Source organism: Chitinophaga sp. Cy-1792 (genome assembly GCF_011752935.1).
Taxonomy (GTDB): Bacteria; Bacteroidota; Bacteroidia; order Chitinophagales; family Chitinophagaceae; genus Chitinophaga.
The window spans coordinates 2007083-2022999 of sequence record NZ_VWWO01000001.1 but is presented as its reverse complement, the minus strand read 5'-3'; the positions used below and the strand labels follow the sequence as shown (position 1 = coordinate 2022999).

The following is a 15917-nucleotide window of genomic DNA, read 5'->3' as shown; positions in this document are numbered from 1 at the left end:
ACATATTTACTCCTATTGGAGCATTTGGGGGAAGATTGCTGAAATCAGATCAGAAAAGTGCAGTTTTGAAGGAATATGGGGACTTTCCGGATATCCGGGGGACCATGCGGGCGTATTTCCTGGCGTTCAGTAATAGCCATTACTGCTGGTTCAGGAAGGACCTTTACCGGCAACTGAAGCGCAGCAGCAATACTGAAATCCTGCTGTATGGCAGGTGCTGCATGATGGCTTTCGGTTACTTTACAGAATTTGAAAAGGTCCTGGCAACAATCCATGTTTTTTGCCGGCTTCTTACATTTATTGCAGATTTCGGCAACATCCGACTGCAAATCAACAGAAGCCAGTTTGCCCATGCAGTAATGCAGGTTCAATGCAACCCCGCTGGTAAGCGTGATATACACTGCGGCAAATAATATGGCAAAAAATTTCTTCATGTTACGCCACAAAAATAAGGCTTTTTACCATAAAAAAAGCCCCCATCGCTGTCGATGAGGGCCAGTTTTATATAAGCGGTAAACGTAATTAGTTAATAAACCACCAACGTATACCTAACCTGAAATCGAAGTTGTTGTACGGATACAACGGCGCCGCCATATTACTGTTGGCAAACAGGGTATTGAGGTTTTCCGCACGTACGAAAGCCGAGAAGGATTTAATACGGAAATGCGCAAACGCAGCAATATCCGGTGCTACATAGCTTACTTTGGTCTTATTCTGGTAAACCCACTGACCATTCAGCGGAGAATAATCATCGCCATAATAATCTGTATTATACTTAAACTCAAGACCAGTTACCAGATTGAGGTTGGTATAGAGTTTTTTCTCGAAGGCAAGCCTGTTGCGCGTCCACAGGGTAGGCACGTTCATAGGCCCGTTGCCATGTACCTGCTGGAAGGCCACGTCGATATACCATGCAAACGGATGGAACGTGAATTTCTTGCTGAACACCACCTGCAACAGGTTAAACAGTGAGCCATATTGCGCACTGTGGTAATAATCCTTCATGTAGGTATAGTTGGTAAACATGAAATAATTTACCGCAAGATTATATTTCAGCTTCGGGTTCTCGGTCGCAAACTGTAACTGTGTGATATTTTCCTTTGCCAGCGTTTCGTTGTACCAGATCGTCCTGTTACTGTTGAAATACTTGTAAACATAAGATGGTTCTCTGTTTACGTTATTAACAGACAACTTCATATCTCCCAGTACATCATTCAGATGGCGCCTCAGCATACCACTGACATTATAATCACCGATATTTTGTCCTGCGAGATAAAACTCTCCTTTGGCAGAGAAATCCCAAAGGTTGTTTTTGGTCTTGTTACGATATTCTCCATGTAACACCATGTTACTGAAGCTGATATCGGCATCCAGGAAGGTTCCCTGCAGGCTCTCGAACCTGGTACCCACACTAATAAAGTGGTTCAGGTTGCCACGTACGGGAAACGATAGCAGTGATAAGTCGTTGGATAACAATCGCCATTGGTGTTTGGCCAGCATGGCGGAGTCGTTCAGCGCTACCTGTATCCCATAACGGCTAGGGTAATACGCAGTATCCGGGTTGTTATCCATGAACTGATAGTTATCGCTCTGGAGATTGAAGGTATACTGCACCCTGAAGTAAGGGTCATACTTGTAATAGTCGGTACTGTCGTTGATATGGATGGTGACACCGTTGCCCCAGTCGTACTGTTGCTGGATCATCAACCCTAACTGCTGGTACTGCGACTTTACAGGAATGCTGGTACTGAAGAAGTTATACGTAGTACTGTTTTCGTTCCCGAGGTTAACGGGAATGGTTCTACGGTTATTATAACTGGAGATATGCAGGAAGGAGTCATTTCTGATACCGCCGTTTTCTCCGCCTTTCAGGTTGTTATAATAAAAGTCGAGATAGGTATTTGCCCTTTTATTTTTAGTCTGGTAGCGTGCCGTCAGGCGATACGTATCATGGCTGGTAGTCTGGGATTTATAGTATCCCGGTGCATTTACCTTGCGGTAATCAAACATGAAGTTGAACCTTTCTGTACGGTTTTGCGTGGTGGTTACCCCGATGATCTGTTCCTGTTTACTACCTACCAGGTAGTTCATTTCTGTATACGGCTTGGTAGTGTGGTAAAACCTGGCAGTTTCGTGGGTATTGGCGTAGACGTCATATGCGTGAAAACCGGCGTCGAATCCGGCTTTCATCAAAGGGGAAACGATCAGGTTTCTGGCTGCGCCACCGCTGTTGCCCGTAGTCATGTAACTGGCGGGCACTTTCAGGAACTGCGCGCTGAAATCATTCACCAGCGAGTCGATGGTGTATTGATAAGGCGCATTCAGGTAACGATAGCTTAATGTAAGCGTATCCAGTTCCTCTTTATGGTGTGCGGTATCGCGTTGCATTTTGCCGCCGCCACCGCCGCCACCACCGCCCATGCTGTTGAGGCGGTTGGTATTAAATTGTGCCATCAGCTGTGATCCTCCCAGGAGGAACAGGCACGTGAATATCAGAAATCTCATCCGAAAAGGAAGATGCATTTACAGTTGTCGGATTAATTCACTAAAAATAAGGGTAAGTTTTGGTTCTGCAGCTTTTGCAGCTTCCAGTACTTCTTCGTGGGTAATCACATTTTCCTCTTCACGGATACCGATATCGGTGATTACACTCATGGCAAATACGCGCAGACCGGCGTGGGCAGCCACAATTACTTCTGGCACGGTGCTCATACCTACGGCGTCGCCACCGATGATATGCATATATTTATATTCTGCCCTTGTTTCGAAGGTTGGGCCCTGAACGCCTACGTAAACGCCTGAATGCAGGTCGATCTGATTCATGGCTGCAATTTCTACTGCGCGGTAAATCAGTTCTTTATTATAAGGCTCGCTCATATCCGGGAAACGTGGGCCGAGGGTACTTTCGTTAGGTCCACGCAGCGGATGTTCCGGCTGAAGATTGATATGATCGCGGATGATCATCAGGTCACCTACGCTGAAATCAGGGTTCATACCGCCGGCAGCGTTGGAAATGAAGAGGGTATGGATACCCAGCTCCTTCATTACTCTAACCGGGAAAGTCACCTGTTTCATAGAGAAGCCTTCATAATAATGGAAGCGGCCTGCCATGGCAACGATAGGTCTGTCGCCCATGAAACCCAGGATCAGCTTACCGGAATGGCCTTCTACGGTCGATACCGGAAAATGCGGGATGTCTTTATAAGGAATTTCGATTGGATCTTCAATATCTTCCACCAGGTCGCCCAGGCCAGAACCCAGGATAACGCCCGCCAGTGGCTTTTCATTCCAGAATTTACTGATATAATCACTCGCTGCTTTAATCTGATCGGTGAGTTCGCTCATATTTACTTTTTCGTTAATTCGTTTAATTTCAATGAAAGACGGACGATAATTTACTGCAATATCGGATTACCGGCTAACCGGCGCAAAGTTATTTTTTAATTCACAAATGACTGAGTTTTATATTTAAATCATAATGACCTATTTTAGCGGCAAATTTTATTCCGATGAACTTACACGAGTACCAGGCTAAAGAACTGTTGAAAAAATATAACGTACCGGTACAGGAAGGTATTCCGGTAGATACTCCTGAAGCGGCCGCCGAGGCTTACAAACAATTGAAAGTTACTTACGGTAATGAATTTGCTGTTGTAAAAGCACAGATTCATGCTGGTGGACGCGGTAAGGGTAAAATCCGTGGTACAGAACAGAGAGGTGTGGCCGTAGGAAAAAATGCGGAAGATGTTAAAACCATTGCTGGCAACATTCTGGGTGGCACCCTGGTGACCATTCAGACTGGTGAAGCTGGTAAACTGGTAAATAAAGTACTGGTAGCTCAGGATGTTTACTATCCTGGTCCTAACCCGGTAAAAGAATTCTACCTGTCTGTCCTGCTGGATCGTGCTAAAAGCATGAACGTTATCATGTACTCCACTGAAGGTGGTATGGATATCGAAGAAGTTGCTCACAGCACACCAGAAAAAATATTCAAAGAGTGGGTTCGTCCTAACATGACCCTGCAGCCATTCCAGGCACGTAACATCGCTTTCAACCTCGGTCTGAGCGGTGAGGCATTCAAAAACATGGTTAAATTCGTAACTAACCTGTACAATGCTTACGTAGGACTGGATGCCAGCATGCTGGAAATCAACCCGCTGTTCAAAACCAGCGACGAAAAAATCATCGCTGTTGATGCTAAATTAAACCTGGACGATAACGCTTTAATGCGTCATGCAGACCTGGAAGCTATGCGCGACATCACCGAAGAAGATCCAACCGAAGTAGAAGCAGGTAAATTCAACCTGAACTTCGTAAAACTCGACGGTAACGTAGGTTGTATGGTAAACGGCGCCGGTCTGGCAATGGCTACCATGGATATGATCAAACTGTCTGGCGGTGAGCCTGCTAACTTCCTGGACGTAGGAGGTACTGCAAACGCTCAGACCGTTGAAGCAGGTTTCCGTATCATCCTGAAAGATCCTAAAGTAAAAGCGATCCTCATCAATATCTTTGGTGGTATCGTTCGTTGCGACAGGGTTGCACAGGGTGTTATCGACGCTTACCAGTCTATTGGCACCATCAACGTACCTATCATCGTACGTCTGCAGGGTACCAATGCTGCTGAAGCTAAAGAACTGATCGAAAAATCAGGCCTGAAAGTACAGTCTGCTATCCTCCTGAGCGAAGCAGCTGCACTGGTTAACAAAGCTGTTAGCGCTTAATTGACTGCTTTTTAAGCAACGCGATTTTATTTTCTTTTTATAAAAAATCCCCGTCTCTACTCATTAGAGACGGGGATTTTTGTTTTATCAGGCAGATGATTTACATTTTTTCTGCTGCACTTCTATAAGATGTGGCGGCATCGGTCATGCCCATAGCTTCCGCTTTTTCAGCAGCCCAGTTCATGTACTGCTTAGCTTCTGCCTTGTGATCTGCTTTCTCTGCAAACCTGCTCATGCCTGTTAATACTTCCATGCTGCAATGCTGGTTCATTGCTTTCATACCCCATTTTGTATACTTAGCCGCCAGTTCAGGGTTCTTATACAACTCCTGGCCTGCATTAAATGCGAATACCCGTACATCATTGTCATTCATGTTATTATTGGCAATAACATAATCCAGGTATTCATTATACAGTTTGTTTCTCATGAAATAACCAGATGCAAACTGCATTTTAATTGCCTGCCAGTCGGCACCGGCATATTCTGCTTCATGCTTTTTGATGAATGCATCAAAGGCTGCCTGATCGAAACTTTTAGGCAGTTCTTTCAGGTCGGCATTTATGATATTGGACAAAATAGCTGAGTTAATGTCTTTACCGAATTTATCCTGGTATTGCTTGCGGTTGGCCAGGTAATAAGCCCGGTAATCGGCAGGCAGGTTGCGGGCAATAGCCATTGCCTTCCCTGCCATTTCAGACATTTTATTCTTTTGCGCTGCCAGGAAAGGCAGTAATACAGAGTCTTTCGGTACGATCCGGTTTTTGCTGAACATCGCCTGGTACCAGTCCGGCCCGTCTTTCTTCACGTTAGTGGCAAAGCCATCGTGGAACTGACCATTTTTGTAACGGGAAGATGCCTGTTTCAGGAATGCGAGGAATTTGTCATAGTCGCTATAGCCCAGGTCCATATCTACCAGTTTCCCCTCCGGGGAGATGATTAAATAGGTTGGAAAACCGTGCAGCATATATCTTGCACAGAGATCAAATCCAAAGTCTTCCTTGAATACATCAAATCCTGTGTTGATAAAGTTCTCCTGCATGTATTCCTTTACTTCCTTTACAGGAAATACACGCATTTCCATGTCTTTACAGGCATGACATCCTTCAAAGTAAGTGTCTACGAAAATAGGTTTGTGTTCTTTTTTAGCCTTTACCAGCAAGTCCTTCCAGGACGCTTTGATAAACTGGGTGCTGTCCTGTGCAAAGACAGCCAATGGCATACACCCCGCCAGCAGCAGGGAATAGATGGTTTTCTTCATCTGTCAGTTTTTAATGGTGTGGTTTGTGGTTTGATTTTGTGCTAAGCTAACAAAATCGATGGAGAAACAAGGCTGTTCTACTCCACCGGAAGTTTTTTTCTATAAACGGTGAAAAAAGTTATTCCCATTTATGGAATGCCTGATTTCCATGCATCATGTTGGAAAATTCGCACTATGAAGCATTTATTGTTACTTCCGCTGGCGCTGGTAGTGCAAACAACCATCGCCCAGACAAAGAAACAGACAATATCAACCAGCATCTCCAAAGTAACCGTATTTCTCAAAGGAGCGCAGGTAGACCGCAGTGGAAGTATTTCCCTGCCCGCCGGTACCAGCCAGGTGATTATTACAGATGTTTCCCCCGACCTGGAAGAGAAGAGCATTCAGGTAAATGGCAGCGGCAATTTCACGCTGCTGGCAGTTTCCAGGCAACCTAACATCATGCACCAGCAAACAAAAAGAGAAGAAATTTCTGCCTTATATGAACAACTCGACAAAGTCAAAGACCAGATAGAAAAAGAAAGAAATAACGCACAGGTATATACGGAAGAACGTAATATGCTGCTTAAAAATCAGAATATAGGCGGTAACAATGGCCTCAAAGCCACTGACTTACAGGCTTCCCTCGATTTCCAACGGGCACGACTATCCGAAAATCTGAACAAAACACAGGAAATCAACAAAATCATCTCTGCAAAAGAAAATGATAAAAGAAAGATAGAAGCCCAGCTGGCTGCCTTGAATAACCTCTCCTCCGCCCCTACCAGTGATATTATTCTTGACCTACAGGCAAAAGAACCAGTTAACGGCAAAATCAATGTTAGTTATCTTGTTAAAAACGCAGGCTGGATTCCCTCTTACGATATTCGTGTGAAAGACATCAACCACCCGCTGTCACTGGTTTACAAAGCCAATGTATACCAGCAGTGCGGGGAAGACTGGAAAAATGTAAAGCTCTCCCTGAGCACCGGCGTACCCGATGAAAGTAATAGCAAACCTATACTGACACCCTGGTACCTGCGCCAATACTACAGCACCGCCGAGCGGGACAAGGCCATGGCCGGCCTTTATAAGGCACAGGTTTCCAACGACATCAACGGAACTGTTGTAGACGAAAGCGGCAACCCGCTGCCTGGCGTAGTGGTTAAAATTAAGAACAGCTCTATCGGCACCAATACAGATGCCAATGGCAAATTCCATCTGCAAAAGCCTTCCGGCGATAATATTATATTCCAGTTCTCCTATATCGGCTTTCAAAACGAAGAAGCAATCCCCTATAACTATATGTCCGTAGCGATGAGGCCCTCCAACACTTCACTTAGTGAAGTGGTTGTTACCGGATATGGCGACACCAACGATCTTTCCAGCGCTCTGCAAGGCCGTGTGGCAGGGCTATCAGCAAACAGTAAAACCAAAAAAGCAGTAAAAAGCTTCCTGGCACCAATGGATATCCCCGAAGCCTATACGCCAACAACTGTCATGTTCGATATCCCCGTACCATACAGCATTCCACCGGATGGAAAGCCTTATACTGTTGGCATTAAAGAACTGGAAGTAGATGCAGGCTATCAATACTATGCCGTTCCTAAACTTGATAAGGCTGCCTTCCTCATGGCCAATATCACCGACTGGGAATCCTTCAACCTCCTGGATGGCGAAGCCAGCATTTACTATGAAGGCACCTACCTCGGTAAAACTTTACTGGAAATGAAAAGCGGCAATGATACGCTGCAGCTTTCCCTCGGTAAAGACAAACAAGTGCTGATCAGCAGAACATTACAAAAAGATGAAAGCCGCAAAAGCTTCATCGGTGGCCGCACTACATTAGCTAAATCCTGGGAAATAGCCGTGCGCAACAACAAACAAACACCTATCAATATCATCGTCCAGGACCAGCTACCTATTAAGGTGGCCGCAGAAACGGATGTATCCAAAGTAGAATACGGCGATGCCTCCCTGGACGAGGATACAAAAATACTCAGCTGGAACCTGAAAATACCGGCAGCAGGAGAACAGAAACGGGTACTGAAATATTCGGTGACCTATCCGAAGGGGATGATTACGAATGTAGAATGATTCAAATAATAAGAGCAGCCATCAAGGCTGCTCTTTTAGTATAATTTAGATGACCGTCAATTACTACTTACGATGGATTTCATCTTTGAGCGTCTGTAATTGTCGCTGTATTTGTTGCAACTGCAATTCCAAATCCTCATTCTTCTTGTGTTCATTTATTAAATACAATGTCAATTCTTCCACCTTTTGCAATAACAGCTTATTCATATCTCCTAAATCCTGTCCTTCCTTTTCTACAACTGTAGCAGCTGGGATACCAGGTAAGTGATTGTAAGTAGCAACATATTCCTCGACAGTCTTCAATGATGGTAAAGCATAATCTTTTTTGAATACATAATCTGGCCAGCTGGTAGCAGTTACTTTTACTTTCTGTGCTGTAATGGTTCCGGCTACCGCTAATTTAGACTGAGGGGATAAAGTGCCGATACCGATATTCCCATTTATATCTGCCTTCAATGCAATATTAGCTGTTCCGGTCTTGTACACATCTCCCACCCACAAATTCCATTCAGCAGTCATTGGCAAGAGGCCCACAGGAGCAGTGGTATTACCCCGAACATTCAAATCTGCAAATCCGTTATTCCAGCCGATAGCCCTGATTTTTACATGCACATTGATATCAGTCGCCAGACCGTATGTTGCAATTGCCCGGATTCTAAACCGGGTATTATTGTAAGTTGTATTTGCATCTACAGTAAAGCTCATCTGACTTCCCAAATATGGGTTACTGTTTACTCTGCCTGCTTCTCGCCAAACATTACCGTTTGCATGGGACGCACTTACAATGTGTGTTGCAGAAGCGGCAATATTGCCTCTGGTATATGAAATAGAAACTTCATAATATCCAGCAGCACTTGCATCATTCGGAGTTACCTGCACAAATTCTACATAATCCCCTGTTATATAATTCCCTGGAAATAATATGGTAGAGTAGAATGTATTCACATCCTGCGCAGCAACTTTTAGCAATGGTAGTAAAAAGCATACTACGAGGGTTACTATTTTTTTCATGATATAGGTTTGAATAAAAGGTTACTTTTTTACGAAAACAGCCCACAAAAATATAGCATCTTACTTATTAAATAATCAGGTTAACCGCTCGCAACTGTAAACAATCACGGTGGTCTCATGTTTTTCTTGTCAAAAAACAGGACATGAAAAAGCAAATACTTGTCTTGTGCATCAGCTGTTTAGCCATATTTGCAGCCTGCAACAATGTCCCTGAGACGTCCGTGGAGGATATTGATACGCCAGAAGCAGGAACCGTATCCATCGATACAGCTGATGTACTCGTTAACCCGGTGCTTACACAGGAACAGCAAAACGCCCTGACACCCGGTGATGTATTGAATATGCTCATGAAAGGAAATGAAGAGTTTGTTGATGACCAGCTGACTGTTCGCAATAATACCGCCAGGGTGCGGGCCGCCTCCATGAGCCAGTTTCCAAAGGCTGTCATCCTCTCCTGCCTGGATTCCAGGGTGCCCGTAGAGGATGTTTTTCACAGAGGCATCGGAGATATTTTTGTGGCCAGAGTAGCAGGGAATATTGTCAATGATGATATACTGGGTAGCATGGAATTTGGTTGCAAGGTTTCCGGCGCGAAAGTCATTATGGTACTGGGCCATGAACATTGTGGCGCCATCAAGTCAGCCATAGATGATGTTAAATTAGGTAATATTACGGCCCTCCTGGCTAAGATCCGCCCGGCAGTCAGCATCACTGCATATACCGGCGATAAATCCTCCAAAAATGACGCTTACGTCCATGAAGTTTGTGAGGAGAATATCCGGTTAACCATCGAAAAAATTCGAAAAAACAGCCCGATACTGGCAGAAATGGAGAAAAACAAGGACCTGATCATTACGGGTGCCGTCTATGATATGAGCACCGGTAAGGTAACTCCTGTACAATAAAAAAAGTCGGTCTCTACTGAGTAGAGACCGACTTCCTTTTTATAAAGATTTACTTATTGATCTTTTTTAGGCATCACCGCCTTAGGAGGTGCTGGCTTATTGCTATCCTTTGGTTCCTTCTCTTTGTCATCTTTCTTCGGAGCCGCTTTTTCAGGAGCACCTGGCGTAGAATAATCATCGCCATAGCCAGCGTTATTGCTGGTATCCATATAGTCAGATTCAGAACCGTTACCTGAATTTTCTGCTTCAGCACCAGGTTGTACGTTGGAGTTGAAGTCTTCATAATTCTCATTCATCATACTTTCCGGCATAATGAATTTATCGGCAGCAGAAACTTTTAATGTAGGATCTGCATATACTTTCTGCATGAAATAAGCCCAGATCGGCAGACCAGTATTGGCACCCTGTCCCATGGCAGTAGTACTGAAGTGGATGTAGTTATTTTCACAACCTACCCATGCACCAGCCAGGATTTTAGGTGTATAACCGATAAACCATCCATCGGTATTATCGTTGGTGGTACCTGTTTTACCAGCTACTTCTCCCTGGATACCATAACGGAAACGCAAACGGTTAGCCGTTCCTCCCGGACCAGTAACGCCTTCCATCATTTTCACCATTGTATAGGAATCGTGTTCACCGATCACCTCACGTTTTTCTGGCGCAAATGTTTCCAGGATATTACCATATCTGTCTTCAATACGGGTAATGTAAATTGGTTTGGTATTAATACCTCGTCCCGGGAACATCGTATAGGCACGCAGCATTTCATACAGCGATAAGTCTACCGCACCCAATGCAATGGAAGGATAAGGATCTATTTTAGGAGTAAAGCCAACTTTATTTTTCACGAAATCAGCAAAGGCTTTAGGGCCCAGTTGCTTGATCAGGTAAGCAGCTACGAGGTTGAGTGATTTCGCCAGGGCGCCTGCCATGGTGATAGAACCACCGGTACTACCTTCAGAGTTATGCGGTGTCCATCCGTCTATGGAGATAGGCTCGTTTGGCAGCATGGTATATGGCGTGAAGCCGTTCATGATGGCAAAGCAATAGAGGAAAGGCTTAAAGGTAGAACCTACCTGACGACGCATTTTAGAAACGTGATCGTTTTTGAAGTAACGGAAATCCGGTCCGCCTACCCAGGCTTTCACCTCACCGCTCTCAGGGTCCATGGCCATGAAACCGGACTGGAGGATGGCACGCATGTACTTGATGGAGTCCATCGGCGTCATCACGGTATCCACATCATTGAGGTCAGGATTGGTGTAGCTGTTCCAGGCAAAAACCTTCATTTTAACAGGTGTGTTGAATGCCTGCATGATGGTAGAATCAGAGGCCTCATCTTCTTTCATCTGCTGGTAGCGGTCAGATTCCTGGACAAATCCCCAGAGCTCTTTCTGCCAGTTTTTCCACACACTGCCTGTTTTGATATTGTTCTGTGCGAAGAGTGATTTCTGCAAGGTCATCAGGTGATGTCTTACCGCTTCTTCTGCATATAACTGCATTCTTGGGTTGATGGTAGTATAAATTTTCAGACCATCACGATAGATATTATAGTTAGTGCCATCACTCTTGGTATGGTTGGCGGCCCATGTTTTCAGCTCATCGCGGAGCACTTCACGGAAGTAAGGCGCCAGTCCTTTGTTATGGTCAATTTTATTGTAATGCAGCACAATGGGTTTAGATTTAGCTACAGCACCTTCTGCTTCGGTGATGAACTTATTATCTATCATGTTCTGGATTACCTGGTTTCTGCGGTCTCTTGCAATGGAAGGGTTGCGACGAGGGTTGTAGAGGGTATTACCTTTCAGCATACCTACCAGTACGGCAGCTTCTTCTACGGATAAATGGCCGGCATCTTTACTAAAGAAAGTACGGGCACCATTTTCAATACCGTATACGTTATCGCCGAAAGAAACCGTATTTAAATAAAGTGTTAAAATTTCCTTCTTGGTAAAATTCCTTTCCAGTTTTACTGCAATAATCCACTCCTGTAACTTCTGAAAGGCGCGACTGATGGGGTTTGAGGCCCTTTTCTTGCCTAAAGCATCTGCCTGGAGGTTTAATGCGAGCTGTTGGGTAATGGTACTGGAGCCACGTTTTTTACCAATAGCCATATAAAAAGGAATCGCCAAAGTACCGATCGGATCAATGCCGGAGTTCTCGTAAAAACGACTTTCCTCTGTGGCAATCAATGCGTTAATAACGTTTGGAGAGATTTCATTATAGTCACTGCTGGAACGATCTACCTGATAATATTTTCCCAGAATGGTGCCGTCATCCGCGATTACTTCGGAAGCCAGCGCAGCGCGTGGGTTCTCCAGTTCTTCCATGGAAGGCATACTGCCGATCACCCGGAAATTGACGAGTAGTACTAAAAGGATAAATACTGCTAAGACCCCTAAAGCCGCTGTCCACAATATTTTCACCGATTTTTTCATGCGCGTTCTGATTTGTTAAATTGGCTTTATCACCAATAGTTTGACCGACAAAGCTAATGGAAATTTCGGGAATTGTATATTCCCTACTGAGTGACATAGTTATCTGTGAAGAACTTCCGGTAGCCGGCGAGGTCCTTCGTACTGTTGAGCAGGATAAAGTTATCCCTGGAAATCACAAAGAAGGAGTAATCTCCTGGTTTGATCTTAGGAATAATGTTGGCGGTTGCAGCGTCCCTGATCTCGTCAAAATACGCCAGGGCTTTATCTTCTGAAGGGAAAATCCTGAAGATCAGCATGATATCATTCGGAGTAAGTACAAAACTACCTACCTCAATTTTATCTGTGGCATGCTTGGAGGCATTATAACGGGTAAACTGGTTCAAACCTTCGTCCATCAGGTCTTTAGATACTCTACCAAACGACAGCACCACAAAATACGGATTATTGGAATCCAATTTATAAGGTGTTACCGGTTTTGGTGGTGCCGGCGGTGGTGTAACTACCGGGTCTGCCGCGGCTGCGGATGGAGGTGCCGGCGGGGCAACTGCCACCTGCGGCGGAGTAGTAGTGGTAGCCAGGTTGGATTTCGCCTGTTGAATATTTCCGGCAATGATTTTAATACTGTCATTTTTTGTTTTGGCAGTATTCAGCTTATCTGTTAATGCTGGCTGTGGATGTTGCCATGGATAGGTAATGGAGATGTTTTCATCTACCTGCCCCTGGCCATCGGTGTTTTTCTTTACTTCCAGCGCTATCAGGTAATTATATAACTCCGTGCGTTTCTGCAAGGCATCCAGTAAGGCCTGTGCCTGTGAATGAACTGCTGTATCGGCGGCATATTTATTGGCCACATACTGTACTGCTCTGACGGAGCGCATGGTAGTATCTGTGGCAAAGGAAGTATCTGTTTTCACGGTGATCATGGCCTGCAGCAGATCAAACTTAGCCTGGAGGAAATTGATACCGTAGGTAGAATCCACCATCTTACGCATAGCGATTGCCTCATCGTAGTTCCCTTTCTGAAAGGCGATATAGGCAGAATCGTACGCCTGGCTGATCTGTTTTTTCTTACCGGCATCTATATCCTTAGCCCCACCCATACGAATAAAGTCTGCAAAATTCGTTTGTGCATATTCGTTGAGTACCTGATTCTTGTATTTATTGGCCAGGTCATTACGATTTATCTTACCATTCCAGACATACAGGGAGTATAATACTTCTGCTTTCTGCGGATGGTTGGGATAGAGCAGTAAAAGACTGTCGTATGTTTCTATTGCCAGTGGCAGATCTTCCAGTTTATCATGATATAATTTCCCCAGATCAAACCAGGCAGCCTGGCATTTTTCTATGGATTTTTTCATGGCATCAGGTGTGAGCGGTAATCCTTTTGCCAGAACTTCTGCCGTCATGCTGTCTGCCGGAACCGGTGCCGGAGCGCCTTCTGTAGGTGCATTGAGCATGGTTGCCCCATTATTGCCATTACCCGCGATATTGGCTGCGGGGGCGTTCTGACTACGGCGCCAGTTATCGGCCAGTTCACGGTTGCCCCATTTGCGGCGGAACTCAGAGTAACCGGCAGATTTAGCGCCCTGGTTATAGAAATACCAGTCGCCATTACCATCAGCCTGTGGTGAATAGCCATTTCCGCCGGAGAAGTTGCTGCTGCCGAAGGCCACATTGGAGCCGGAAGCAGCCTGGGCATCTGCCAGTGCCTGTTCTTTTTTCTTTTCGGCAGCATCTTTTTTGATAGATACCGCCAGTTTTGTCAGGAAGATATTACGGTCAGATTCCTGCATGTTCGCAATACGTTGCAGGCTATCCTCCCGCTGGATCAGCGCTACCCTGGCAGCGACGTCGCCTAACACGCTTGCGCGGGTTTTTATCACTTCATAATCTGCAAAATCAGGCTTCATGACACTGACAGTGCTGTCGTAATAATTTTTTGCATCGAGGTATTTACGTTGTGTGTAGTAAATATCTGCAATGCCTTTATAGGTGATAGCGCGTTGAATAAGGTTATTGCTAGGTACTTTCAGTGATTTCTTCATATATCCCAGCGCAGCTTCCGGATCTTTAGGGTAAGACAATGAACCCATTGTAAAGAGGATAGCGTCGCGGTAAGGCTGGAACCTATCTTTTCTGAGCATATGTTTCAGCCCTTCGATGCTCTGTTCCACGTTGCCACCTTCACGGGTAGCATTCAGTCTGGCGATCTGTATGCGTGCCTGGAAATCCATCATGGCATCCGGCTTCCGGTGAATTACCCCTTTAAACTGGTCGATGGCAGAATCAGGCTGGTGTTGCTGTGCATAGAGTTGCCCGAGGATAAAGGACATCCTTGTTTTGGATACTTTATCATGACTTTTTTCGATCGCTACCTGCAAAGGCCCGATTGTTTCAGGGTAGCGGCCCTGAATATAGTTGCTGTAGGCACGTACTTCTGCAACGGATCCTTCCAGTCGTTTCGGGAATTTGGGGTCGTTGGCCAGTACGTTGAGGAGCGACTGTACTTCGTCGAATTCCTTCATTTCTACCAGCGTACGGGCTCTCCAGAGGAAAGCATCGTTACGGGCACGTTTATGGCGGAAAGGCGCCAGTACTCCTTTTGTATTTTCTTTGGTAGCAATGGAAATATGATCATTTTCCGCAGAACCGATGACCGTTTTATATTCTTTTTTATTCTTTGGCGCGAAGGCGATGTTGACGTATTTGAAAGTATTGTTGGCATTGTCCAGGTCTCCTTCATAGAAGTAGGCCCTTCCCATGAGCACGTAGAGGTCCGGGATCCATTTACCACGGGGGTCGTGGAGCTGTATACCGGTAGAGCTTTTTTCAATCACAGAATCCAGTTCACCTTTGCTGAAGTTCTGGTTTTTGAAGGTAAACGGATAGAAAGGTAATAGTACATTATAGTTGTCTTTCCCGTCGCGGCTTACTTTACGGATGGTTTTATCCAGTTTCAGTTTTGCGTGGTATTCGTAATTATATCGGGTAGCCAGGTTTTGCCAGAATGCACGGTATAGCGTCCATTTCTTCTTTTCCAGCATAATTTCAGCGGGGGTACGTCTGTCCTGTACTCTGACCTGTGTAGGGTCTTTAGGTTTGAATAGTGGCTTCGCCTGGGTATTATTACCCTGGGAATTTGGCTGGGATTGGCTTTGGGGCGGGCGTTGTGCCTGGTTGCGAGGCATATTCTGCGCCCTTACCACTGGTAATCCCATGCACAATACGAACAGTAATGTAATAGTGTATTTCAGTAATAATAACTTGCGATTCATGGATGCCAGGGTGAATAGGCTAAATATATATAACTTCCAGATTACAAAAATATTTTAAAGATACTGTAAAAATGTGTAAAATCTGATTATCGGAATTTAAATAATCTACTGATAATCAGACAAAAGTATCATTCCCGCCACAAGATAATATTTTCAAATCTTCTTAATAAAAATAAACGGGTGAGCAAATAAAACAAATATGATTAACTTTAGCCGCCTGAAAA

Annotated in this window: 10 protein-coding genes; 3 read left to right on the top strand and 7 right to left on the bottom strand. The window is 44.9% G+C overall.

The features are described from left to right. Positions 1-44: 44 nt before the first annotated feature. The 3 genes from F3J22_RS08280 to F3J22_RS08270 form a co-directional block, all read right to left on the bottom strand. Complete coding sequence (locus tag F3J22_RS08280) at positions 45-434, bottom strand: hypothetical protein (protein ID WP_167016072.1); 390 nt, start codon at positions 432-434, stop codon at positions 45-47. An 88-nt stretch (positions 435-522) separates the two neighbouring features. Then, positions 523-2505 (bottom strand): putative porin, encoded by a 1983-nt coding sequence (locus F3J22_RS08275; protein WP_167016070.1) that lies wholly within the window; start codon positions 2503-2505, stop codon positions 523-525. Positions 2506-2523: 18 nt separating this feature from the next. Next, on the bottom strand, positions 2524-3345 hold the full coding sequence (locus tag F3J22_RS08270; RefSeq protein ID WP_167016068.1) for a purine-nucleoside phosphorylase: 822 nt from the start codon (positions 3343-3345) through the stop codon (positions 2524-2526). Positions 3346-3509: 164 nt separating this feature from the next. Here F3J22_RS08270 and sucC point away from each other — a divergent pair, with 164 nt between their 5' ends. Next, positions 3510-4724, top strand: coding sequence for an ADP-forming succinate--CoA ligase subunit beta (sucC, locus tag F3J22_RS08265; protein WP_167016066.1), 1215 nt, complete (start codon positions 3510-3512; stop codon positions 4722-4724). Positions 4725-4824: 100 nt separating this feature from the next. Here the strand turns inward: sucC and F3J22_RS08260 are convergent, their stop codons facing one another. After that, positions 4825-5982, bottom strand: a complete 1158-nt coding sequence (locus F3J22_RS08260) for a thioredoxin fold domain-containing protein (RefSeq protein WP_167016064.1) — start codon at positions 5980-5982, stop codon at positions 4825-4827. 174 nt (positions 5983-6156) lie between these two features. On the opposite strand from F3J22_RS08260, the gene F3J22_RS08255 reads away from it, so the two are divergent. Then, entirely contained in the window at positions 6157-8058 is a 1902-nt protein-coding gene (locus F3J22_RS08255; protein WP_167016062.1) for a DUF4139 domain-containing protein, read from the top strand. Between the two features lie 63 nt (positions 8059-8121). Here F3J22_RS08255 and F3J22_RS08250 read toward each other — a convergent pair whose 3' ends face one another. Then, positions 8122-9069, bottom strand: a complete 948-nt coding sequence (locus F3J22_RS08250; RefSeq protein WP_167016060.1) for a tail fiber protein — start codon at positions 9067-9069, stop codon at positions 8122-8124. 143 nt (positions 9070-9212) lie between these two features. Here F3J22_RS08250 and F3J22_RS08245 point away from each other — a divergent pair, with 143 nt between their 5' ends. Beyond that, the gene (locus F3J22_RS08245; RefSeq protein ID WP_167016058.1) at positions 9213-9974 is read left to right on the top strand and encodes a carbonic anhydrase family protein; all 762 of its coding nucleotides are present in this window, start codon (positions 9213-9215) and stop codon (positions 9972-9974) included. Between the two features lie 53 nt (positions 9975-10027). On the opposite strand, the gene F3J22_RS08240 is transcribed toward F3J22_RS08245, so the two are convergent. Both F3J22_RS08240 and F3J22_RS08235 read right to left on the bottom strand, forming a co-directional pair. Then, positions 10028-12415, bottom strand: coding sequence for a penicillin-binding protein 1A (locus F3J22_RS08240; protein ID WP_167016056.1), 2388 nt, complete (start codon positions 12413-12415; stop codon positions 10028-10030). Positions 12416-12498: 83 nt separating this feature from the next. Next, positions 12499-15693, bottom strand: coding sequence for a hypothetical protein (locus F3J22_RS08235; RefSeq protein ID WP_167016054.1), 3195 nt, complete (start codon positions 15691-15693; stop codon positions 12499-12501). Between the last annotated feature and the right edge of the window lie 224 nt (positions 15694-15917).

Bases quoted from the DNA above. Each gene is read 5' to 3' on its own strand.
- sucC (WP_167016066.1), top strand. From the start codon at position 3,510: ATGAACTTACACGAGTACCAGGCTAAAGAACTGTTGAAAAAATATAAC.
- F3J22_RS08270 (WP_167016068.1), bottom strand. From the start codon at position 3,345: ATGAGCGAACTCACCGATCAGATTAAAGCAGCGAGTGATTATATCAGT.
- F3J22_RS08260 (WP_167016064.1), bottom strand. From the start codon at position 5,982: ATGAAGAAAACCATCTATTCCCTGCTGCTGGCGGGGTGTATGCCATTG.
- F3J22_RS08245 (WP_167016058.1), top strand. From the start codon at position 9,213: ATGAAAAAGCAAATACTTGTCTTGTGCATCAGCTGTTTAGCCATATTT.
- F3J22_RS08235 (WP_167016054.1), bottom strand. From the start codon at position 15,693: ATGAATCGCAAGTTATTATTACTGAAATACACTATTACATTACTGTTC.
- F3J22_RS08275 (WP_167016070.1), bottom strand. From the start codon at position 2,505: ATGAGATTTCTGATATTCACGTGCCTGTTCCTCCTGGGAGGATCACAG.
- F3J22_RS08255 (WP_167016062.1), top strand. From the start codon at position 6,157: ATGAAGCATTTATTGTTACTTCCGCTGGCGCTGGTAGTGCAAACAACC.
- F3J22_RS08240 (WP_167016056.1), bottom strand. From the start codon at position 12,415: ATGAAAAAATCGGTGAAAATATTGTGGACAGCGGCTTTAGGGGTCTTA.
- F3J22_RS08280 (WP_167016072.1), bottom strand. From the start codon at position 434: ATGAAGAAATTTTTTGCCATATTATTTGCCGCAGTGTATATCACGCTT.
- F3J22_RS08250 (WP_167016060.1), bottom strand. From the start codon at position 9,069: ATGAAAAAAATAGTAACCCTCGTAGTATGCTTTTTACTACCATTGCTA.